This window comes from Bradyrhizobium nitroreducens, assembly GCF_002776695.1.
In the GTDB taxonomy this organism is placed as follows: Bacteria; Pseudomonadota; Alphaproteobacteria; order Rhizobiales; family Xanthobacteraceae; genus Bradyrhizobium; species Bradyrhizobium nitroreducens.
In genome coordinates this window covers 5,591,043-5,612,343 of record NZ_LFJC01000003.1, presented here as the reverse complement: position 1 = coordinate 5,612,343, position 21,301 = coordinate 5,591,043, and the positions used below count along the sequence as shown (strand labels likewise).

General features: G+C 65.3%; 16 protein-coding genes. 14 read left to right on the top strand and 2 right to left on the bottom strand.

The annotated features are described in order from the left end of the window. Window positions 1-5 precede the first annotated feature (5 nt). The gene (locus tag TSA1_RS26900) at window positions 6-923 is read right to left on the bottom strand and encodes a LysR family transcriptional regulator (RefSeq protein ID WP_100178978.1); all 918 of its coding nucleotides are present in this window, start codon (window positions 921-923) and stop codon (window positions 6-8) included. Window positions 924-1,043: 120 nt separating this feature from the next. Here TSA1_RS26900 and TSA1_RS26895 point away from each other — a divergent pair, with 120 nt between their 5' ends. The 6 genes from TSA1_RS26895 (at window position 1,044) to TSA1_RS26870 (ending at window position 6,623) form a co-directional block, all read left to right on the top strand. After that, complete coding sequence (locus TSA1_RS26895; RefSeq protein ID WP_100178977.1) at window positions 1,044-1,859, top strand: putative hydro-lyase; 816 nt, start codon at window positions 1,044-1,046, stop codon at window positions 1,857-1,859. Between the two features lie 89 nt (window positions 1,860-1,948). Next, window positions 1,949-3,193 carry an ABC transporter substrate-binding protein gene (locus TSA1_RS26890; protein WP_100178976.1) on the top strand — a complete coding sequence of 415 codons (1,245 nt, stop codon included), beginning with the start codon at window positions 1,949-1,951 and terminating at the stop codon, window positions 3,191-3,193. Between the two features lie 197 nt (window positions 3,194-3,390). Then, complete coding sequence (locus tag TSA1_RS26885; RefSeq protein ID WP_245448587.1) at window positions 3,391-4,224, top strand: branched-chain amino acid ABC transporter permease; 834 nt, start codon at window positions 3,391-3,393, stop codon at window positions 4,222-4,224. Continuing rightward, window positions 4,224-5,207: a branched-chain amino acid ABC transporter permease gene (locus TSA1_RS26880; RefSeq protein ID WP_100178974.1), complete on the top strand. Its 984-nt coding sequence runs from the start codon at window positions 4,224-4,226 to the stop codon at window positions 5,205-5,207. Before TSA1_RS26885 ends, TSA1_RS26880 begins: the two co-directional genes overlap by 1 nt. Continuing rightward, window positions 5,204-5,935 (top strand): ABC transporter ATP-binding protein, encoded by a 732-nt coding sequence (locus TSA1_RS26875; RefSeq protein WP_100178973.1) that lies wholly within the window; start codon window positions 5,204-5,206, stop codon window positions 5,933-5,935. The genes TSA1_RS26880 and TSA1_RS26875 overlap by 4 nt, the downstream gene beginning before the upstream one ends. Then, entirely contained in the window at window positions 5,919-6,623 is a 705-nt protein-coding gene (locus TSA1_RS26870; protein ID WP_100178972.1) for an ABC transporter ATP-binding protein, read from the top strand. Before TSA1_RS26875 ends, TSA1_RS26870 begins: the two co-directional genes overlap by 17 nt. A gap of 133 nt (window positions 6,624-6,756) precedes the next feature. Here TSA1_RS26870 and otnC read toward each other — a convergent pair whose 3' ends face one another. Next, window positions 6,757-7,461, bottom strand: coding sequence for a 3-oxo-tetronate 4-phosphate decarboxylase (gene otnC, locus TSA1_RS26865; protein WP_174719091.1), 705 nt, complete (start codon window positions 7,459-7,461; stop codon window positions 6,757-6,759). On the opposite strand from otnC, the gene ltnD reads away from it, so the two are divergent. The 8 genes from ltnD to TSA1_RS26825 all read left to right on the top strand — a co-directional run bounded on the left by ltnD (window position 7,409) and on the right by TSA1_RS26825 (window position 21,214). Then, entirely contained in the window at window positions 7,409-8,485 is a 1,077-nt protein-coding gene (ltnD, locus tag TSA1_RS26860) for an L-threonate dehydrogenase (protein WP_347338556.1), read from the top strand. The genes otnC and ltnD overlap by 53 nt on opposite strands. 14 nt (window positions 8,486-8,499) lie before the next feature. Further along, window positions 8,500-9,282: a 2-oxo-tetronate isomerase gene (gene otnI, locus TSA1_RS26855; RefSeq protein WP_100178969.1), complete on the top strand. Its 783-nt coding sequence runs from the start codon at window positions 8,500-8,502 to the stop codon at window positions 9,280-9,282. Further along, window positions 9,279-10,556, top strand: coding sequence for a 3-oxo-tetronate kinase (gene otnK / locus TSA1_RS26850; RefSeq protein WP_100178968.1), 1,278 nt, complete (start codon window positions 9,279-9,281; stop codon window positions 10,554-10,556). Before otnI ends, otnK begins: the two co-directional genes overlap by 4 nt. Window positions 10,557-10,725: 169 nt before the next feature. Continuing rightward, window positions 10,726-12,417, top strand: a complete 1,692-nt coding sequence (locus TSA1_RS26845) for a methyl-accepting chemotaxis protein (RefSeq protein ID WP_100178967.1) — start codon at window positions 10,726-10,728, stop codon at window positions 12,415-12,417. 228 nt (window positions 12,418-12,645) lie between these two features. Continuing rightward, window positions 12,646-14,340, top strand: a complete 1,695-nt coding sequence (locus TSA1_RS26840) for a methyl-accepting chemotaxis protein (protein ID WP_100178966.1) — start codon at window positions 12,646-12,648, stop codon at window positions 14,338-14,340. A 245-nt stretch (window positions 14,341-14,585) separates the two neighbouring features. Further along, complete coding sequence (locus TSA1_RS26835) at window positions 14,586-16,682, top strand: methyl-accepting chemotaxis protein (RefSeq protein ID WP_245448417.1); 2,097 nt, start codon at window positions 14,586-14,588, stop codon at window positions 16,680-16,682. Between the two features lie 169 nt (window positions 16,683-16,851). After that, window positions 16,852-20,031: an efflux RND transporter permease subunit gene (locus tag TSA1_RS26830; RefSeq protein WP_100178964.1), complete on the top strand. Its 3,180-nt coding sequence runs from the start codon at window positions 16,852-16,854 to the stop codon at window positions 20,029-20,031. Beyond that, complete coding sequence (locus tag TSA1_RS26825; protein WP_100178963.1) at window positions 20,018-21,214, top strand: efflux RND transporter periplasmic adaptor subunit; 1,197 nt, start codon at window positions 20,018-20,020, stop codon at window positions 21,212-21,214. The genes TSA1_RS26830 and TSA1_RS26825 overlap by 14 nt, the downstream gene beginning before the upstream one ends. Window positions 21,215-21,301 lie beyond the last annotated feature (87 nt).

Sequence of the window (21,301 nt, the reverse complement as noted above, 5' to 3'; positions counted from 1 at the left end):
CTTTTTCAATGACCCGCCAGCGCGGGCGCGTCAACCGCGAGGCTGCTCTGCGCAATCTGCCGTGCCAGCTCGGCGACGCGCTCCACGGCGACGACGTCGGGCGAGGCGAGCCAGCTCGCGGTGAAAGTCAGCGGCGCGATGGCGAGATCGGTGTCGAGTAGCTGCAGCCGCCCGTCCGCAAGCTCGTTCTCGACGATGGCGTCGGGGATCACGGCGACGCCGAGCCCCTCGACCGCCATGTGGATGACGGTCGCCAGCGAGGCGGAGGCATGCAGGCGGATCGGCGGCAGCTCGGGCCGGTCGAACACCTCGCGCACGACCTCGTAGGGCTTGGTCTTGCGCGGGAAGGTGATGATCGGAAATCGCGCAAGCTCCGCCGGCGTCACCGGGCCCTTGCCGAGGCCAAGCGAGGGACTTGCGAGAAACCCGATCGGATAATCGGCGAGCACGCGGTTGTGGACGCCGGAGGCGGACAGCGGTCCGACGACGAACGCAAGCTCGATCTCCTGCGCGAGCAGGCGCGCGGTCAGGTTCGGCGTGATGTCCACTTCGATCTCCAGCGACAGGTTCGGATAGACCTGGTTGACGCTCTTCACGAGGCGCGGCAGCCAGGTGTGCACGATGGTCTCGGCGACGCCGAGCCGCATCACGCCGCGCATCGCGGAGGCATCGCTGATCTCCGCCATCATCTGCGCACGCAGGCCGATCAGCTTCTCCGCATAGACCATCATCTGCCGGCCACTCGGGGTCGGCGAGGCCACGCGATGATCGCGATTGAGGAGCTTTACGCCCATCTCGCGCTCGAGCTGCGCGATGCGTTGGGAGATCGCCGGCTGGGTGGTGTTCAGCCGTTGCGCGGCGCCGCGAAAGCTGCCGAGCTTCACAACCCAGAGGAACGTCTCGATCGACCTGAAGTCCAGCATTGGAAGGATTTTCCCAGTCGATAAATCAGATTTATCGAGATTGATTAGAAACGACGATTAGACTTTATAGCACGCTTGGTGTTGGCTTGTCTTTGTCGAGTTTATAGGCAGGTCGATCACATGACTGTTTTGGTGGCAGCGCAGCAAACTGAAACGCCCGACACGCTCCCGAGCCGCAAGGCCCGGCTCGCCTATCGCGAGGGGCTGGTCGCTTCCACCGCCGGGGCGGCCCCCGGCTTCGTCCAGGGCAATCTGGCGATCCTGCCAGCCGAATATGCCGGCGCCTTTCACCGCTTCTGCCAGCTCAATCCAAAACCGTGCCCGATCATCGGCATGTCAGACGTCGGCAGTCCTTTCATCCCTTCGCTCGGCGCCGATCTCGACATCCGCACCGACGTGCCGCGCTATCGCGTCTGGCGCGACGGCGAGGTCGTCGACGAGCCGACCGATGTGAAACGCTACTGGCGCGACGATCTCGTGACCTTCGTGCTGGGCTGCTCGTTCTCGTTCGAAGAGGCTTTGCTCGACGAGGGCATGCCGATCCGCCACATCGAGCACAATGTGCGCGTGCCGATGTACCGCACCAACATCGCCTGCGGCGAGGCCGGTCCGTTCGCCGGTCCCATGGTGGTGTCGATGCGCCCATTCAAGCCGGCGGACGCGATCCGCGCGGTGCAGATCACCTCGCGCTATCCCGCCGTGCACGGTGCGCCCGTGCATCTCGGTCATCCGCACCTGATCGGCATCAAGGACATCGCCAAGCCCGACTACGGCGATCCGGTGCCCGTCGCCGACGACGAGATTCCGGTATTCTGGGCCTGCGGTGTCACACCGCAATCGGTCATCAATGCCGCCAAGCTCCCGTTCGCCATCACGCATTCGCCCGGCCTGATGCTGGTGACCGATCTCAAGAACAGGACCATGGCCGTGATTTAGTGGGCAGCGTTTGCTGCTTCTTCGAGCTTTACCGCATCCATCAATCGCTTCATTCGATCAGCTGAAATTCAGTCAAAGAGGACTCCGCCATGACGATCACTCGCCGCGACGTATTGTTGGGTGCCACCGCCACCGCTGCGCTGGTGCCGCTGGCTGCACGCGCACAGACTTCGGAAGTCGTGATCGGCGTGATCTATCCGTTCTCCGGCGGCAGCGCGCAGCAGGGCGTCGACGCGCAGAAGGCCTATGAGACCGCGCTCGAAGTCATCAACAAGGACACCGATTTCGACCTGCCGCTGGCCAAGGGCGAGGGCCTGCCGGGTCTCGGCGGCGCCAAGGTGCGCCTCGTGTTCGCCGACCACCAGGCCGATCCGCAGAAGGGCCGCGCCGAAGCCGAACGCCTGATCACGCAGGAGAAGGTTTCCGCCATCATCGGCACCTATCAGAGCGCGGTTGCCGTCACCGTCAGCCAGATCTGCGAGCGCTATCAGGTTCCGTTCGTCTCCGCCGACAATTCCTCGCCCAGCCTGCATCGCCGCGGCCTGAAATACTATTTCCGCGCCGCGCCGCATGACGAGATGTACTCGGCCGCCATGTTCGACTTCTTCGACGCCATGAAGAAGAAGGGCACCAAGATCGAGACGCTGTCGCTGTTCCACGAGGACACCATCTTCGGCACCGACTCCGGCAACGCCCAGGCCAAGATCGCCGGCGAGCGCGGCTACAAGATCGTCACCGACATCAAGTATCGCGCCAACTCGCCCTCGCTCTCGGCCGAGGTGCAGCAGCTCAAATCCGCGAACGCCGACGTGCTGATGCCCTCGAGCTACACCACCGACGGCATCCTCCTGGTCAAGACCATGGCCGAGCTCGGCTACAAGCCGAATGCGATCGTGGCGCAGGACGCCGGCTTCTCCGAGAAGGCGCTCTACGATGCCGTCGGCGACAAGCTCGAGGGCGTGATCTCGCGCGGCACCTTCTCGCTCGACCTCGCGCAGAAGCGCCCGATGGTCGGCAAGATCAACGACATGTTCAAGGCGCGCTCGGGCAAGGACTTCAACGACCTCACCTCGCGCCAGTTCATGGGCCTGATCATCCTGGCCGATGCCATCAGCCGCGCCAAGTCGACCGACGGCGAGAAGATCCGCGATGCGCTGGCGGCGACCGACATCCCGGGCGAGCAGACCATCATGCCCTGGAAGCGCGTCAAGTTCGACGAGATGGGCCAGAACAACGATGCCGATCCGGTGCTGCTGCAATATATCGGCGGCAAGTTCGTCACCATCTTCCCGCCGCAGGCCGCGATTGCGGAAGCGGTCTGGCCGATGAAGTAAGACTTGCAACGCGGGAGCTCAGACGTAGCTCCCGCCCTCATCCTGAGGAGCGGGCGCAGCCCGCGTCTCGAAGGACGAGGGCTGGGCCATCCTTCGAGACGCGCGCTTGTGCGCGCTCCTCAGGATGAGGATCTATTTCGGGGGACAGACTTTTGACAGCCCAAGCCATTATCCAGAGTCTCGCGAGCGGCCTGCTCATGGGCCTGCTCTACGGATTGATCGCGGTCGGCCTCGCGCTGATTTTCGGCCTGATGGACGTCACGAACTTCGCCCATGGCGAGTTCCTGATGATCGCGATGTACCTGTCCTTCTTCCTGTTCGCGTTCTTCGCCATCGACCCCTTGCTGTCCGCGCCATTGGTCGCCGCGGCCCTGTTCGTGTTCGGAGCGGTCATCTACCTCTTGATCGTACGCTTCGCGATGCGGGCCAAGGCCAATGCCGGTATGGTGCAGATCTTCACCACGTTCGGCCTTGCCATCGTGATGCGCGGCCTCGCGCAGTTCTTCTTTACGCCGGACTATCGCAGCATTCCGCAGTCCTGGCTCGGCGGCAAGACTGTCTCGATTGCCGGCATCTTCCTGCCCGAGCCGCAGCTGTTCGGCGCACTGGTCTCGATCCTCGCCTTCGCCGGTCTCTATTTCTTCATCCATCGCACCGATTTCGGCCGCGCGTTGGAAGCCACCCGCGAAGATCCCGGTGCGGTCGCGCTGGTCGGCATCGACAAGAACCGCGTGTTTGCGTTCGGCTGGGGCCTCGGTGCCGCGCTGGTCGGTCTCGCCGGCGCGATCATGGCGAGCTTCTTCTACATCTATCCCGACGTCGGGGCGTCCTTCGCCCTGATCGCCTATGTCACGGTGGCGCTCGGCGGCTTCGGCAGCGTGTTCGGCGCCTTCGCCGGCGGCATCATCGTCGGTCTCGTCGAAGCCACCACCGCGCTGGTGCTGCCGCCGTCGCTGAAGTCGGTCGGCATCTACGCGGTCTATCTGCTGGTCGTCTTCATCCGGCCGCGCGGCCTGTTCGGATCGATCTGATGGACAAGGAATTTGCAGCGCGGCGCCGCCGCGACCTCATCATCGCCGCGGTGCTCGCCGCGATTGCCGCAGCGACGCCATTGTTCGTGAAGGACGTCGTCGTCCAGAACATCCTGATCCTGACGCTGATGTATGCGGGCTTGTCGCAGAGCTGGAACATCCTGTCCGGTTATTGCGGGCAGATCTCGCTGGGCCATGCGCTCTATTTCGGCCTCGGGGCCTACACCACCGAGCTGCTGTTCACCAAGTTCGGCGTGCTGCCCTGGTTCGGCATGCTGGCCGGCGGCGTGGTGTCGGCGCTGATCGCGATGGGGCTCGGCTATCCCTTCTTCCGCCTGCGTGGCCATTACTTCGTGATCGCCACCATCGTCATCGCCGAGATCGGGTTGCTGCTGTTCCACAACTGGGAATGGGCCGGCGCCGCCATGGGCATCACCATTCCGATCCGCGGCGACAGCTGGCTGAAATTCCAGTTCCTGCGCACCAAGCTGCCGTACTTCTATTTCGCGCTGGTGCTGTGCTGCCTCGCCTGGTTCGTCACCTGGTGGCTGGAGAACTCCAAATGGGGTTTCTGGTGGCGTGCGGTGAAGGACAATCCGGATGCAGCCGAGAGCCTCGGTGTCGACGTGTTCAACTCCAAGATGGGCGCGGCCGCGGTCTCTGCCTTCCTGGTCGCGGTCGGCGGCAGCTTCTACGCCCAGTTCGTCTCCTACATCGACCCTGAGAGCGTCATGGGCTTCCAGTTTTCGCTGCTGATGGCGCTGCCCGCCGTGCTCGGCGGCATCGGCACCCTGTGGGGGCCGGTGTTAGGGGCCGCCATCCTGATCCCATTGACCGAGCTGACGCGCTTCAAGTTCGGCGGTTCGGGGCGCGGCGTCGACCTCATCGTCTACGGCACGCTGATCGTCCTGATCTCGCTGGCCTTGCCGCGGGGACTGCTCAGCCTGTTCTCGCGCCCGAAGAAGACGGGAGCTGCCCGATGACCGCGCTTCTCGAAACCCGTGGCGTCTGGCAGCGATTCGGCGGCCTCGTTGCCAACAGCGACGTCTCGATCTCGGTCGGCCGCGGCGAGATCGTCGGCCTGATCGGCCCCAACGGCGCCGGCAAGTCGACGCTGTTCAATCTCATCGCCGGCGTCTTGCCGCCGACGCAAGGCTCGATCCTATTCGACGGCGAGGACGTCACCCACATGCCGGCGGCCGCGCGCTGCCAGCGCGGGGTGGGGCGCACCTTCCAGGTGGTCAAGAGCTTCGAGACCATGACCGTCATCGACAACGTCATCGTCGGTGCCCTCGTGCGCAACACCGTGATGCGCGAGGCACGTCGCAAGGCGCATGAGGTGCTCGAGTTCACCGGCCTTGCCGCGCGCGCGGACGTGCTCGCGAGCGACCTCGTGCCGGCCGAGAAGCGCCGCCTCGAAGTCGCCCGTGCGCTCGCGACCGAGCCGAAGCTGCTGCTGCTCGACGAAGTCCTCACCGGCCTCACGCCGACCGAGGCGCAGACCGGCGTTGCCCTGGTGCGCAAGGTGCGCGATGCCGGCATCACCGTGTTGATGGTCGAGCACGTCATGGAGATCGTGATGCCGCTGGTCGACCGCGCCATCGTGCTCGACCTCGGCAAGGTCCTGGTCGAGGGCAAGCCCGCTGAAGTGGTCCGCGATCCCAAGGTGATCAAGGCATATCTGGGAGATCGTCATGCTGTCGGTGCGTGAAGTCACGACCGCCTATCAGGGTCTGGTCGCGATCTCCGCGGTCAGTATCGAGGTCACCAAGGGTGAGATCGTCTGCGTTGCCGGTGCCAACGGTGCCGGCAAGTCGACTTTGCTGAAGTCGATCGCCGGTGCCGAGCGTCCGCGCTCGGGCAGCGTGACCTTCGACGGCAAGCAGATCAACGGCATGGCGCAGCATCACATCACGGCGGCCGGCATCGCCTATGTGCCGGAGAACCGCCGCCTGTTTCCGCGCCTGTCGGTGCGCGACAATCTGCGCCTCGGCAGCTATCTCTATCGCGGCGAGGCCGACCGCGAGGCGCCGCTCGATCTCGTCTTCAAGCTGTTTCCGCGCCTTCAGGAACGTTTGGAGCAGCGCGCCGAGACGCTCTCCGGCGGCGAGCAGCAGATGCTCGCCATCGGCCGCGCGCTGATGACGCGCCCGCGGCTTCTGATGCTCGACGAGCCCTCGCAGGGCATCATGCCGAAGCTGGTCGACGAGATCTTCCAGGCGGTGAAGCTGATCCGCGACAGCGGCATGACCGTCCTGATCGTCGAGCAGCGCATGGCCGAGTGCCTCGAGATCGCCGACCGCGCCTACATCCTGCAAACCGGCCGCGTGCTGATGCAGGGCCCCGCCGCGGAGATCAAGGGCAATCCGGATGTCAGGAAGGCGTATCTGGGGCTTTAGCTTTCTGGCGCGGCAAATTCAGCCGTCATCCTGAGGTGCGCGCCCTTGCGCGCCTCGAAGGATGAGCCGCGAGCACCCGTAGCCCATCCTTCGAGGCGCCCGGCGCGATGCAAAGCATCGCGCCGGGCGCACCTCAGGATGACGTCGGTGTGTGTGGTTCGTGCCCATGCTCCGGCAGCGTCACCCCGAACACCTTCACCAGATCGTTCACCTGCTCCGGCGACAGATAGCGCGGGTTCAGCCCGCGCAGCAGCAGATACAGCTTCGCCGTTTCCTCCAGCTCTTCGGTCGCGAACACCGCCGCCTCCAGCGTGTCGCCGGCGACGACCGGGCCGTGATTGGCGAGCAGCACCGATGAATATTTCCCCGCCAGGCCCTTGATCGCAGCGGCGACCGCGGGATCGCCGGGGCGGTAGTAAGGCACGAGCGCGGTGGCGCCGCATTTCATCAAATAATAGGCGGTCATCGGCGGCAGCGCGGCGCGCGGGTCGATCTCCGGCAGCATCGAGAGCGCGACCGAATGAGTGGAATGCAGATGCACGATCGCATGCGCAGTGCCGCGCGTGTCGTAGAGCGCGGTGTGCAGCGGAACTTCCTTGGTCGGGGCATCCCCCGAAACCAGCTTACCCTCCGCGTCCAGCCGTGACAGCTTTGCCGGATCAAGGAAACCGAGCGAGGCGTTGGTCGGCGTCACCAGCCAGCCGCCGCCGTCGAGGCGGACGCTGATATTGCCGGAGGATCCCGGCGTCAGCCCGCGCTCGAACAGGGACCGTCCGAAGCGGCAGATGTCCTCGCGCAGCCTCGTCTCGTCGCTGGTTTCAGTTCTCATGGCCGTCATGTCCGCTTGTCTCACGCTTTGGCAGCGCGGCCAAGCCGTGTTATCGGTTCGCCGAGCCGCCGCAAAGGCCGGCCGTCCAGGAAACGTTCGCAAGGGTCAGTTGCATATGTCCGCCTCCACGTCTCAAAAACAGCGCATCGCCGTCATCGGGCTCGGCTCGATGGGGTATGGCATGGCGACCTCGCTGAAGCGCGCCGGCCACGCGGTTACCGGCTGTGACGTTTCGGCTGACGCAGTGGCGCGCTTCGTGAAGGACGGCGGGGCGGGCGCAAAGACGCCGGCCGAGGCTGCCAAGGACGCCGACATCGTCGTCAGCGTCGTGGTCAACGCCGCCCAGACCGAGGCGATCCTGTTCGGCAAGGACGGGGCCGCCGAGACCATGCCAAAGGGCAGCGTCTTCATCTCCTCCGCCACCATGGATCCCGAAGTGGCGCGGCGCCTCGCCAAGCAGCTGGAGGCAACCGGCCGGCTTTATCTGGATGCGCCGATCTCCGGCGGCGCGCAGCGCGCCGCGCAAGGCGAGCTGACGATCCTGGCCTCCGGCAGCTCCGCCGCGTTCGCAAAGGCCCGGCCGGCGCTCGATGCCATGGCTGCGAAACTCTACGAGCTCGGCGATGCCGCTGGTCAGGGCGCCGCCTTCAAGATGATCAACCAGTTGCTGGCCGGTGTGCACATCGCCGCCGCATCGGAAGCGATGGCCTTCGCGGCCAAGCAGGGCCTCGACATCCGCAAGGTCTATGAGGTGATCACCGCCTCCGCCGGCAATTCCTGGATGTTCGAGAACCGCATGCCGCACGTGCTCGACGGCGATTACACGCCGCGCAGCGCCGTCGAGATCTTCGTCAAGGACCTCGGCATCATCCAGGACATGGCGCGCAGCGCGCGATTCCCGGTGCCGGTCTCTGCCGCCGCACTCCAGATGTTCTTGATGACGGCTGCCGCCGGCATGGGCCGCGATGACGACGCCTCGGTCGCGCGCATGTATGCGCAGGTCACCGGTGTGAAGCTGCCCGGCGACAAGTAACGAAGAGGACTCCCATGCCCCGTTTTGCCGCCAATCTCTCGATGATGTTCACCGAGGTGCCGTTCCTCGATCGTTTCGATGCCGCTGCGCAAGCCGGCTTCACCGCGGTCGAGTTTCTCTTTCCGTACGAGCATCCCGCCGAAGCGGTCGGCGAGCGTCTCAAGCGCAACGGCCTGACCCAGGCGCTGTTCAACCTGCCTCCGGGCGACTGGAATGCTGGCGAGAAGGGCTTTGCGGCGCTCCCCTCGCGTTTCAACGATCTCAAGGCGAGCCTGGAGACGGCGCTGCCTTACGCCAAGGCGACCGGCGTCAAGCGCCTGCATCTGATGGCCGGCATCGCCAACCGCGGTGAGCGCGTCGCGATCGAGGCCTTCTACAAGTCGGTGGCATGGGCCGCGGAATTCTTCGCGCCCCACGGCATCGACATCGTGATCGAGCCGATCAACGCGCGCAACGTGCCCGGCTACTTCCTCAACGATTTCGGCTTCGCCCGCGACCTGATCCAGGAGCTGAGGCTTTCGAACCTGAAACTCCAGTTCGACATCTATCACTGCCAGATCATTCATGGCGACGTGACGATGCGGTTGCGCGAGATGATGCCGATCATCGGCCACGTCCAGATCGCCAGCATCCCCTCGCGCAACGAGCCCGACGGCGAGGAGCTGAACTATCCGTTCCTGTTCCAAGAGCTCGACCGCCTCGGCTATGCCGGCTTCGTCGGCTGCGAATACAATCCGCGTGGCAAGACCACCGAGGGCCTCGCCTGGTTCAAGCCTTACGCGGGAGTGAAGCCGTGACCCTTGCGTTGGGCTGCATCGCCGACGATTATACCGGCGCCTCCGATCTCGCCAACACGCTGACGCGCGCGGGCCTGCGCACCGTGCAGACCATCGGCATCCCCGCCGACGATCTCGCGCTGCCCGAGGTCGACGCTGTCGTGGTGTCTCTGAAGAGTCGCTCGATCGAGGCGGGACTTGCCGTGTCGCGCTCGCGCGCGGCCGACAAATGGCTGCGCAGCCGCGGTGTGAGCCATGTGCTGTTCAAGATCTGCTCGACCTTCGATTCCACCGACGCCGGCAATATCGGCCCCGTCATGGACGCGTTGCGCGCCGATTGCAGCGAGGGAGCCGTGCTGGTGACGCCGGCCTTCCCGGAGACCGGTCGCACGGTCTACCAGGGCAACCTCTTCGTCGGCGCCGTGCCGCTGAACGAGAGCCCGCTGAAGGACCATCCGCTCAATCCGATGCATGATTCCAATCTGGTGCGCGTGCTCGCGCGTCAGAGCGGGACGAAGATCGGCCTCGTCGACCTCGCCACCGTCGCGCGTGGTACGGACGCCGTGCGGGCGCGGCTGGCCGAGCTTGAGGCCCAAGGCATCGGTGCCGCCATCATCGATGCCGTCTTCGACCGCGACCTCGAAACCATCGGCCTCGTCGCCGGCGAACATGGCCTGTCGGTCGGGGCCTCCGGCATCGGCCTTGGACTGGCGCGGGCGCTGGTGTCGACGGGCAAGGTCAAGCCCGCGGCGGCGAGCAGCGCGGCCGGAGCGGCCGTCGGCGGAACGGCGGCATGCCTTGCCGGAAGCTGCTCGCAGGCGACGCTGAAGCAGATCGCCAGCGCCGAAAAAGTCATGCCGGTGCTCCATCTCGATCCGGACCGTATTCTTACGGGACCGGGCGAGGCGCAGCGTGCGCTGGACTGGGCGAGGCCCCGGTTGGCCGAAGGTCCGGTGCTGATCGCCTCGAGCTCGACGCCGGATCAGGTCGCGGCCCTGCAGGCCCGCCACGGCCGCGACGCGGCCGGTCACGCCATCGAGCAGACGATGGCCGACATTGCGGAAAACCTAGTAAAATCAGGTGTTCGGCGGCTGATCGTGGCCGGCGGCGAGACCTCCGGTGCGGTCGTCGACCGCCTCGAAATTCCTGGCTTCCTTGTCGGCGCGGAGATCGCTGCGGGAGTCCCGGTGCTGCGTGCCGTCGGTGCCGAAGCGGGCGACATGCTGCTCGCGTTGAAGTCTGGAAACTTCGGTGGTCCCGACTTCTTCTCGGATGCGCTTAGGCTCATGCGCTGAGCGCAGGGCGTCCTTAGGCGCCTGTTCATTTCTTTCGCTTTCCGTACTCGTACGGAGTCGTAGTTAACATCTCAGCAGATGGTCTGCTGTCTGATGTCGGCGCTGCTCCTTTTGGTTGATTCTTAGAGCTTCCGACGCGCGCTCGCGCCAGCACAACGAGACCCCGATTATGTTTGCCAAGCTTTCCATCCGCGCCAAGATCATTAGTGTCGTGGCGTTCCTGCTGGTCGCGATGACCGGTATGGGTCTGCTCGCCGTCGTGAAGATGCGGTCGATGAATGCCAACACCACCGACATCACCGCGAACTGGATGCCCAGCGTGCGGGTGATCGGCGACCTGCGGGCCAGCGTCATCACGTATCGCAACGTGGTTCGTCAGCACATGCTGGCCGAAGCTCTGGACGACAAGCTCGCGACGGAGAAGACCGCCGCCACGGTGAGCGAGGCGCTCGCCAAGGTGCGCGCCAAGTACGAGCCCATGATCAGCTCCCCGGAAGAGCGGGCGCTCTACAGCCAGTGGTCCAAGCTCTGGGACGAATACAAGAAGGGCACTGAGGAGGTGATGGCCTTGTCGCGCAAGGAGGCCGGCAAGATCCCGCGCGAGGCGCAGGAGCTCAACTCCAAGACGGTCAACAAGATCGGACTGCAGGCGGATGAGGTCCTGAACAAGGACATCGAGCTCAACACCAAGGGCGGCGAACAGGCCGCTCAGGATGCCGCCGACAGCTATTCCTACGCCTTGATGCTGGTTTCGGTCATTCTCGGCGCCGCCGTCCTGATCGGCATTGCTCTCAGCGTCTATCTCGTCCGCGACGTCTCCAGCGGGATCGCTTCCATCACCGAGCCGATGCAGGCCCTGGGCAAGGGCGATCTCTCCGCCGACGTCCCGCATCGCGGCGAGAAGACGGAGATCGGCGCGATGGCCGACGTGCTCCAGATCTTCAAGGAGGCGCTGATCGCCAAGAAGGCCGCCGACGAGGCTGCGGCCGCCGATGCCGAAGCCAAGATCGAGCGCGGCCGCCGCGTCGACAACATCACCCGCGAATTCGAAACCATGATCGGCGAGATCGTCCAGACCGTGTCGTCGGCCTCGACCCAGCTGGAGGCCTCGGCGTCGACGCTGACGTCGACCGCCGAACGCTCCCAGAGGCTGGCCACCACCGTGGCTGGCGCTTCGGAAGAAGCCTCGACCAACGTGCAGTCGGTGGCCTCGGCGACCGAGGAGATGGCCTCGTCGGTCGGCGAGATCAGCCGTCAGGTGCAGGAATCGGCGCGGATGGCGGGCGACGCCGTCGGCCAGGCCCGCGCCACCACCGAGCGCGTCAGCGAGCTGTCCAAGGCGGCGTCCCGCATCGGCGACGTCGTCGAACTGATCAACACCATCGCCGGCCAGACCAACCTGCTGGCGCTGAACGCGACCATCGAGGCCGCCCGTGCCGGTGAAGCCGGCCGTGGCTTTGCCGTGGTGGCCTCCGAGGTGAAGGCGCTCGCCGAGCAGACCGCGAAGGCGACCGGCGAGATCGGCCAGCAGATCTCCGGCATCCAGGCGGCGACCAATGACTCCGTCGGCGCCATCAAGGAGATCTCCTCGACCATCGAACGCCTGTCGGAAATCTCCTCGGCGATCGCCGCCGCAGTGGAAGAGCAGGGCGCGGCGACGCAGGAGATCGCCCGCAACGTGCAGCAGGCCGCGCAGGGCACGCAGCAGGTCTCCTCCAACATCACCGACGTGCAGCGCGGCGCGACCGAGACGGGCACGGCCTCCTCGCAGGTGCTGTCGGCGGCACAGATGCTGTCGAACGATTCCGGCCGGCTGAAGAACGAGGTCGGCAGGTTCTTGACCAACGTCCGCGCAGCGTAAGTCTTTGTACAATCGAGCAAAACGATCGACGCCAAAAGCGCCGCTCGTTTCGTCTTGCCGGTGGCATGATATTGCTCGAAGCAGCACTTCCGAGATTGTCCGCAATCTTACGGGCGAGACGTTTCACGGATGGTTAAATCGGATTTACGAGAATTGGCAGAGGGCGGCTCATGCCGGGCGCGCCCCAATTTGAATAAATCTTACTGAATCCGGTCTTTGGGGTCCCCCATGCGCAAGAATTTTCCGGTCACCGATGTTGAATATCCCGTCAGCGACGAGACGCTGATCGTTTCGCGGACCGACCTCAAGGGCAAGCTCACTTACTTCAACGAGGATTTCATCGCGGCCGCCGGCTTCACGTCGGCTGAGCTGATGAACCAGCCGCACAACATTGTCCGTCATCCCGACATGCCGCCCGAGGCGTTCGACAACCTCTGGGACACGCTGAAGGCCGGCAAGCCTTGGCTCGGCGCGGTCAAGAACCGCCGCAAGAATGGCGACTTCTACTGGGTGCTGGCGACGGCCTCTCCGATCCGGGAGAACGGCCAGGTCAAGGGCTACACCTCGATTCGCACCAAGCTGCCGGCCGACCAGCGCAGGCTTGCCGAAGAGGTCTACGCCGCGATCCGTGAAAAGAGGTCGCATGGCTATCGCATTGACGCCGGCATCATCCGCCGCCGCTCGTGGCTCGACCGCTTCAGCGTCTTCACCGGCACGCTCAAGGCGCGCCTCGTCACGACGATGGTGCTTCAGGCGCTATTCATGCTCGCGCTCAGCATTGTCGGCGCGCTTTCCACCAGCGGTTCGACCAGCCTCATCCTGGCGGCACTGGCCGTCGTCGGCACCGCCATCGTCAGCTTTGCGGGCCTCTCAACCATGCGCGCGATCCAGGGGCCGATGCAGCAGCTCAACGAGATCCTGGTCAACCTCGTGCAGGACAAGCTGGACAATCGCATCGTGATCGAGCGCGACGACGAGATTGGCGAGGCGCTACGCAACATTCAGACCGTGCAGACCATCATCCGCTTCAGCCGCGACGAGGTGCAGGCGGTGCAGCGCCGCGCCGAGGCGCAGCGCAAGGCGGACATGACCAAGCTTGCCAACGGCTTTGAGGCCGCGATCGGCGAGATCGTCGAGACGGTGTCGTCGGCCGCAACCGAGCTCGAGGCGTCGGCCTCGACGCTGTCCTCGACCGCGGGCCGGGCGCAGGAACTGGCGACGGCGGTGGCAACCGGCTCGGAGGCTGCGTCCTCCAATGTCCATTCGGTGGCGTCCGCCGCCGAGGAGATGTCGTCCTCAGTACGCGAGATCGGCCGTCAGGTGCAGGACTCCTCCAAGATCGCGAGCGAGGCGGTCAGCCAGGCGCATGCCACCACCGAACGCGTCAGCGAATTGTCGCGGGCCGCCTCGCGGATCGGCGACGTCGTCGAGCTCATCAACGCGATCGCCGGCCAGACCAATCTGCTGGCGCTCAATGCCACGATCGAGGCGGCGCGGGCGGGCGAGGCGGGACGCGGCTTCGCCGTCGTGGCCTCCGAGGTCAAGGCGCTCGCCGAGCAGACGGCCAAGGCCACCGGCGAGATCGGCCAGCAGGTCGGCGGCATTCAGAGCGCGACGCAGGATTCAGTCAGCGCCATCGGTGAGATCAGCGGCACCATCGCGCGCCTGTCGGAGATCGCTTCGGCGATTGCGGCGGCCGTGGAGCAGCAGGGTGCGGCAACCCAGGAGATCGCCCGCAACGTCCAGCAGGCGGCCCAGGGGACCCAGCAGGTCTCGTCCAATGTCGGCGACGTGCAGCGCGGCGCCTCCGAAACCGGCTCGGCATCTTCGCAGGTGCTGTCGGCGGCGCAGATGCTGTCGCGCGACTCCAATCGTCTCAAGCTCGAGGTCGGCAAGTTCCTGAACTCCGTCCGCGCCGCCTAGCCGCGGATCAGCTGCGCTCGCGCATGACGGGCTGCCAAGCTGCGATCTCACCGATCGCAGCTTTTCTTGCGGCTTGCGTCGCACCTCGCAATCAACGATTCGATAATCATAAGGTCCGAAGAATCGCATGCAGAGGTGAAGGTCGCGACGTTCTTTGATGTGAGACAATCCCAAGTTGCCACTGCCGGCTATTGCTTTCGCAGAACTGCTGTTTTCGGGCGGTGCTCACGAGAGGGAAGCGAGCCGTGCACTTGCGAATTGGAACGATCCTGCCTCTGATTGTCTCGGCTCTCGCCCTGATGGGAGTGGCCGCCACCGGTTACACGGCTGTCGGAGCCTATCACGACCGACAGGAGGCGCACGCCTTCGTCGACCTCAATGGAATATCGCAGCAATTGCTCGTGAGCGCCGGACAGTGGGCTCTGGAGCGGGGAATGACCAACGCGGCGCTGAACGCGCCCCAGCCCGTCGCTGCAGACCGCCGCGCCGAGATCGACCGGCTCCGCGCAGCTTCCGATCGCGCCTTCCGCGGCGCCGCACAGCGCCTGCGCAACTTGCCTGCGATGAAAGCCGCCGAGCCGCGGATCGCGGAAGCCGAGCGCGCGCTTCAGGGCGCCGAGAGCCTGCGCCGCAAGGTCGACGCGGATCTGGTCAAGCCGAGGGCTGAGCGCGATCCTAAAGTCGTCGACGCCTTCGTTCCGGCCTTGACCGAGCTCATCGAGATCGCCGCCAACCGGCTGCGACTGACTCTGGAGACGTTGACCGATTCGCCGTCGGCGGCCATGACACGGCTTGTCGGGCTTCGCCATCTCACCGCGGAGATGGCCGAGAATGCTGGCCGCGAGCGAGCCTTCCTCGGGGGGCTAATCAGCGCCCATGCGAAACTCACCGCGGAGGGGATCGGCGTGATGTCCGGATTCCGCGGCCATGTCGAGCTCGCCTGGGAGACCATCTCACCCGTCGCCCAGCGCGCCGATGTCTCGGCGGGTCTTGTCCAGGCGATCAAGGACGTCGAGCAGAAATACTTCCGCACTTACGGTTCGCTGCGCGGAGATGTCGTCGGAGACGGCAAGACGGGCGAGTACAGGATCTCAGGCGACGACTATGTGGCGACTGCCACCGGCGCCATCAACACGATCCTGCAGCTTGGTCAGGCCATCGCAGCGGATGCTGATCGCGAGGCAGCGGGGCTGGCCGCAAGAGCCACGTCAAATCTCGTCGTCAGCGGCGGCATCCTCCTTGCGAGCGTCGTTCTCGCATTGCTCAGCTTTTGGGTGGCGTTCTCGCGGATATTGCGCCCGCTGTCCGCCCTGACGGGCGCCATGGGCGAACTTGCCGCCGGCAACTTCTCCGTCGTCCTGCCCGGCCTCGGGCGCAAGGACGAAATCGGCGACATGGCTCACGCGGTCGAAGTCTTCAAGGTCAAGGCCGAAGAGAAGGCGCGCGCGGAAGCCGAGGCCAAGATCACGCAGGACCGGATCGCCGCCGAGCAGCGCAAGGCCGACATGCACAGGCTCGCCGGCGCATTCGAGACCGCCATCGGCGAGATCATCGACACGGTGTCCTCCGCATCGACCGAGCTCGAAGCCTCGGCCGGCACACTGAACACGACTGCCGAGCGCGCACAGCAATTGGCGGTCGTGGTCGCTGCGGCCTCGGACGAAGCATCCTCCAACGTCCAATCGGTCGCCTCGGCGACCGAGCAGCTCTCGTCCTCCGTCAACGAGATCAGCCGGCGGGTTGAGGATCAGGCGCGGATGGCCAACGAGGCCGTCGGCCAGGCGGGACGAACCAATGACAGGATCGGCGAATTGTCCCGAGCGGCCTCCAGGATTGGCGACGTCGTCGAACTGATCGACCAGATCGCCGGACAGACCAATCTCCTGGCTCTCAACGCCACGATCGAGGCCGCGCGTGCGGGCGAGGCCGGTCGGGGCTTTGCGGTGGTCGCTTCCGAGGTGAAGGCGCTCGCCGAGCAGACGGCAAAAGCCACCGGCGAGATTTCCCAGCACATCACCGGCATTCAGGCAGCCACCCAGGACTCCGTCGGTGCCATCCGGGACATCGGCGGCTCGATCGGGCAGCTGTCGGAGATCGCCTCGGCCATCGCGGCGGCCGTCGAAGAGCAGGGCGCAGCGACGCAGGAGATCGCGCGGAACGTGCAGAAGGCAGCCCAGGGAACGCAGCAGGTGTCGGCCAATATCGGCAATGTCGAGCACGGCGCCACCGAGACCGGTTCGGCCTCGTCTCAGGTGCTGTCGGCAGCGCAGATGCTGTCGCGCGACTCCAATCGCCTCAAGCTCGAGGTCGGCAAGTTCCTGGACACGGTCCGCGCCGCCTGAGCCAAGTGGCCGCATGGCTGTGATGTCAATTTCGCAGTGCGGTAGCAGGGACGTGAATGCAGGATAGTTCTGGTTATTAGCGTTTCCGGCGGTGCCGGGGTAAAGGAGAAACGGGGATCGCCGTGGGGGCAGATTCCGTATTCTCGCTTGACCTGGAATTGCCTGGCGCATGATTGCTCTGGTCCGTATTGCCCTGAGCCGGCCCTATACGTTCGTCGTGCTGGCGCTCCTGCTGCTGATCATCGGACCGCTGGCGGCGCTGCGGACCCCGACCGACATCTTCCCGGACATCCGCATTCCCGTGATCGGCGTGGTCTGGCAGTACACCGGCCTGCCACCCGACCAGATGTCCGGCCGTATCACGACGCCGTTCCAGCGTGCGCTGACGACGACGGTCAACGACATCGAGCACATCACCGCCAATTCCTACAACGGCTTTGGCATCATCAAGATCTTCTTCCAGCCCAACGTCGACATCCGCACCGCCAACGCGCAGGTCACCGCGATCTCGCAGACGCTGATCAAGCAGATGCCGCCGGGGGCGACGCCGCCCCTGATCCTGAACTACTCGGCGTCCACCGTGCCGATCATCCAGGTGGCGCTGTCGGGCGATGGCCTGACCGAGCAGAACCTCGCCGATATCGGCATCAACAATCTCCGTACGCCCCTGGTCACCGTGCCCGGCGCCGCGATCCCCTATCCGTTCGGCGGCAAGCAGCGCCAGGTTACGATCGATCTCGATCCCACCGCGCTCCAGGCCCGCGGCCTGTCCGGCCAGGACGTCGCCAATGCGCTGGCCGCGCAGAACCTGATCACGCCGGTCGGCACCCAGAAGATCGGCCAGTTCGAGTACAACATCCAGCTCAACAACTCGCCGCTGAAGATCGACGAGCTCGGCAACCTCCCGATCAAAACCGTCAACGGCGCCATGGTCTATGTGCGTGACGTCGCCACCGTGCGCGACGGCAATCCGCCGCAGACCAACATCGTCCATGTCGACGGCAACCGCTCAGTGCTGATGATGGTGCTGAAGGCGGGCGCGACCTCGACGCTCGACATCATCGCCGGCATCAAGCAGAAGGTGATCGACGTCAAGGACCAGCTTCCCGACGCGCTCAAGATCGGCTTCATCGGCGACCAGTCGGTGTTCGTCCGCGGCGCGATCCAGGGCGTCGCCGTCGAGGGCGTGATCGCGGCGCTGCTCACCAGCGTCATGATCCTGCTGTTCCTCGGCAGCTGGCGCTCGACCATCATCATCGCGGTGTCGATCCCGCTGTCGGTGCTGGGCGCCATCATCATGCTGTCGGCGATCGGGGAGACGCTCAACATCATGACGCTTGGGGGGCTGGCGCTCGCCGTCGGCATCCTGGTCGACGACGCCACCGTGACCATCGAGAACATCAACTACCATCTGGAGCAGGGCAAGCCGGTCGAACAGTCGATCCTCGACGGCGCCAACCAGATCGTGACGCCGGCCTTCGTCTCGCTGCTGTGCATCTGCATCGTGTTCGTGCCGATGTTCTTCCTCTCCGGCGTTGCGCGCTTCCTGTTCGTGCCGATGGCGGAAGCGGTGATGTTCGCGATGATCTGGTCGTTCATCCTGTCGCGCACGCTGGTGCCGACCATGGCAAACTATCTGCTGCAGGCCCATGTCCATCACGAAGGCGGGCCGCCGAAATCGCGCAATCCTTTCGTCTGGTTCCAGCGCGGATTCGAGGCGCGGTTCGAGCGCATCCGCGGCTTCTATCACGACCTGCTCGGCCTCGTGCTGGCACACCGTGCGGTGTTCGTGATCGGCTTTATCTGCGTGGTCGGTGCCTCCTTCGCGCTGGTGCCGTTCCTCGGGCGCAACTTCTTCCCCGCGGTCGATGCCGGCAACATCCTGATGCATGTCCGCACCCAGGTCGGCACCCGTGTCGAGGAGACAGCCAACCAGCTCGCCGACGTGCAGAAGGCCGTGCGCAAGCTGATCCCGGGCGAGATCGAGACCATGACCGACAACATCGGCATGCCGATCTCCGGCATCAACATGACCTACAACAACACCGGCGTGATCGGCCCGCAGGACGGCGACATCCAGATCAAGCTGAAAGAGGGCCACAAGCCGACCGACGAGCACGTGAAGGTGCTGCGCGAGCAATTGCCGCGCCTGTTCCCCGGCGTCAGCTTCGCCTTCCTTCCTGCAGACATCGTCAGCCAGATCCTGAACTTCGGCGCGCCGGCGCCGATCGACCTGCAGATCCGCGGCGCCAATCTTGCCGCCAACTTCGCCTACGCCAACAGCCTGCTCGCCAAGGTCCGCAGGATTCCCGGCGTTGCCGACGCGCGTATCCAGCAATCGCCGAACAATCCGACCTTCAACATCGACGTCGATCGCACCCGCGCGCAATATGTCGGCCTGACCGAGCGCGACGTCACCAACAGCCTCGTGGTCAATCTCGCCGGCTCCTCGCAGGTCGCGCCGACCTACTACCTCAACCCTGACAACGGCGTGTCCTATTCGATCGTGATGCAGACGCCGCAATACCAGATCGATTCGCTCAGCGCGCTGCAGACGCTGCCGATCACCGCCGCCGGCAATTCGCAGTCGCCGATCCTCGGCGGCATCGCCGACATCAAGCGCTCGACCTCGAGCGCGGTGGTCTCGCAATACGACATCCAGTCGATGGTGCAGATCTTCGCGACGACCTCGGGCCGCGATCTCGGCGCGGTCGCCGCCGATATCCGCCAGGTGATCGCCGACACCGCCAAGGAGGTGCCGAAGGGCTCCTCCGTGGTGCTGCTCGGCCAGGTGCAGACCATGAACGGCGCCTTCACCGGCCTCTTGTTCGGCCTGCTCGGTGCCGTCGTGCTGATCTACTTCCTGATCGTGGTGAACTTCCAGTCCTGGTCCGATCCGTTCGTGATCATCACGGCGCTGCCGGCCGCGCTCGCCGGCATCGTCTGGATGCTGTTCACGACCGGGACCACGCTGTCGGTTCCCGCGCTCACCGGCGCCATCATGTGCATGGGCGTTGCCACCGCCAACAGCGTGCTCGTGATCTCCTTCGCCCGCGAACGCTATGCCGAGCTCGGCGATCCCATCGCGGCGGCGCTCGAAGCCGGCTTCGTCCGGTTCCGCCCCGTCCTGATGACTGCGCTCGCCATGATCATCGGCATGGCGCCGATGGCGCTGGGGCTGGGCGAGGGCGGCGAGCAGAATGCGCCACTTGGCCGCGCCGTGATCGGCGGCCTGATCTTTGCAACCTTCGCCACGCTGGTGTTTGTTCCCGTGGTGTTCAGCATGGTACACAAGAAACAAGGCGCCAAAGCCGCCGCCTCATTGGAGACCCCGCATGTCGCCCACTGAACCCCGCTCGCCGGTGTCGCACCGGAAACTGGGCATCTTCGGCGTGGTGGCGCTGATCGCGGCCGGTCTCGTCGTCGGCACCGGCATCCGCGCCCGCGAGGAGCAGGGCTCCAAGCTGAAGGAGTGGACCGACGATCAGGCCATTCCGAGCGTCGCGGTGACGCAGCCGAGCGCCAAGGCCCTCAACGCCACCATCGATCTGCCGGGCCGGCTGGAAGCCTATTATCGCGCGCCGATCTTTGCCCGCGTCCCCGGCTATCTCAAGAGCTGGAGCGCCGATATCGGTGCGCGCGTGAAGGCCGGTCAGGTGATCGCCGAGATCGAGGCGCCCGATCTCGACCAGCAACTGCTGCAGGCAAGAGCCGACCTCGCCAGCCAGCAGGCCAGTGCTAGGTTGTCGGAAGCGACCCTCAATCGCCGCAAGACCCTGGTCGCCTCCAACTTCGTCTCCGCGCAGGAGATCGACGAGCGCACCGCCGATCTCTCCAACAAGAACGCGGCAGTTCGCTCGGGCCAGGCCAATGTCGAGCGGCTGGAAGCGCTCGCCGGCTACAAGAAGATCACCGCGCCGTTCGACGGCGTCGTCACCGCGCGCGACACCGATGTCGGCGCGCTGATCAATGCCGGCGGCGGCTCGGGCCCTGCGATGTTCGTGGTCTCGGACATCACCAAGCTGCGCGTCTACGTCAACGTGCCCCAGAATTACGTGCCGGCGATCAAGATCGGGGCCAAGGCCACGATCACGCTGCCGGAATACCCGAGCCGGAATTTCCAGGCGACGGTTGAGGCCTCGTCGCAGGCCGTCGACGTCGCCTCCGGTACCACGCGCATGCAGCTCGGGCTGGACAATTCCTCAGGCGAGCTGATGCCCGGCGGCTATGCCAGCGTGAAGCTGAACCTGCAGCGCGATTCCGCCCCGCTCAGCATCCCCGCCAGCGCGCTGATCTTCAACAGCAGCGGCCTGCGTGTCGCGACCGTCGGTGCCGACGACAAGGTGCTGTTCAAGCCGGTGACCATCGCCCGCGATCTCGGCCGCGAGATCGAGCTCGCCTCGGGGATTGCCGCGGACGACCGCGTCATCACGGCACCGCCGGACGGCCTCTCGGACGGCGATGCAGTGCGCGTGGTCGGCGCCAAGGGTAAGCCGACAACCGCGTCGGAGAAGCAGGCGCCGAAGGGGTAGGGCAGTCTCGTGCCCCGGACGCAGGTCTCGTAGGGTAGACAAAGGCGCTTGCGCCGTGCCCACCAATCTTTCCGGGTCACATGCAGA

Bases quoted from the DNA above. Each gene is read 5' to 3' on its own strand.
- TSA1_RS26900 (WP_100178978.1), bottom strand. From the start codon at position 923: ATGCTGGACTTCAGGTCGATCGAGACGTTCCTCTGGGTTGTGAAGCTC.
- TSA1_RS26895 (WP_100178977.1), top strand. From the start codon at position 1,044: ATGACTGTTTTGGTGGCAGCGCAGCAAACTGAAACGCCCGACACGCTC.
- TSA1_RS26890 (WP_100178976.1), top strand. From the start codon at position 1,949: ATGACGATCACTCGCCGCGACGTATTGTTGGGTGCCACCGCCACCGCT.
- TSA1_RS26885 (WP_245448587.1), top strand. From the start codon at position 3,391: ATGGGCCTGCTCTACGGATTGATCGCGGTCGGCCTCGCGCTGATTTTC.
- TSA1_RS26880 (WP_100178974.1), top strand. From the start codon at position 4,224: ATGGACAAGGAATTTGCAGCGCGGCGCCGCCGCGACCTCATCATCGCC.
- TSA1_RS26875 (WP_100178973.1), top strand. From the start codon at position 5,204: ATGACCGCGCTTCTCGAAACCCGTGGCGTCTGGCAGCGATTCGGCGGC.
- TSA1_RS26870 (WP_100178972.1), top strand. From the start codon at position 5,919: ATGCTGTCGGTGCGTGAAGTCACGACCGCCTATCAGGGTCTGGTCGCG.
- ltnD (WP_347338556.1), top strand. From the start codon at position 7,409: ATGTCCTCGCGCAGCCTCGTCTCGTCGCTGGTTTCAGTTCTCATGGCC.
- otnC (WP_174719091.1), bottom strand. From the start codon at position 7,461: ATGACGGCCATGAGAACTGAAACCAGCGACGAGACGAGGCTGCGCGAG.
- otnI (WP_100178969.1), top strand. From the start codon at position 8,500: ATGCCCCGTTTTGCCGCCAATCTCTCGATGATGTTCACCGAGGTGCCG.
- TSA1_RS26845 (WP_100178967.1), top strand. From the start codon at position 10,726: ATGTTTGCCAAGCTTTCCATCCGCGCCAAGATCATTAGTGTCGTGGCG.
- TSA1_RS26840 (WP_100178966.1), top strand. From the start codon at position 12,646: ATGCGCAAGAATTTTCCGGTCACCGATGTTGAATATCCCGTCAGCGAC.
- TSA1_RS26830 (WP_100178964.1), top strand. From the start codon at position 16,852: ATGATTGCTCTGGTCCGTATTGCCCTGAGCCGGCCCTATACGTTCGTC.
- TSA1_RS26825 (WP_100178963.1), top strand. From the start codon at position 20,018: ATGTCGCCCACTGAACCCCGCTCGCCGGTGTCGCACCGGAAACTGGGC.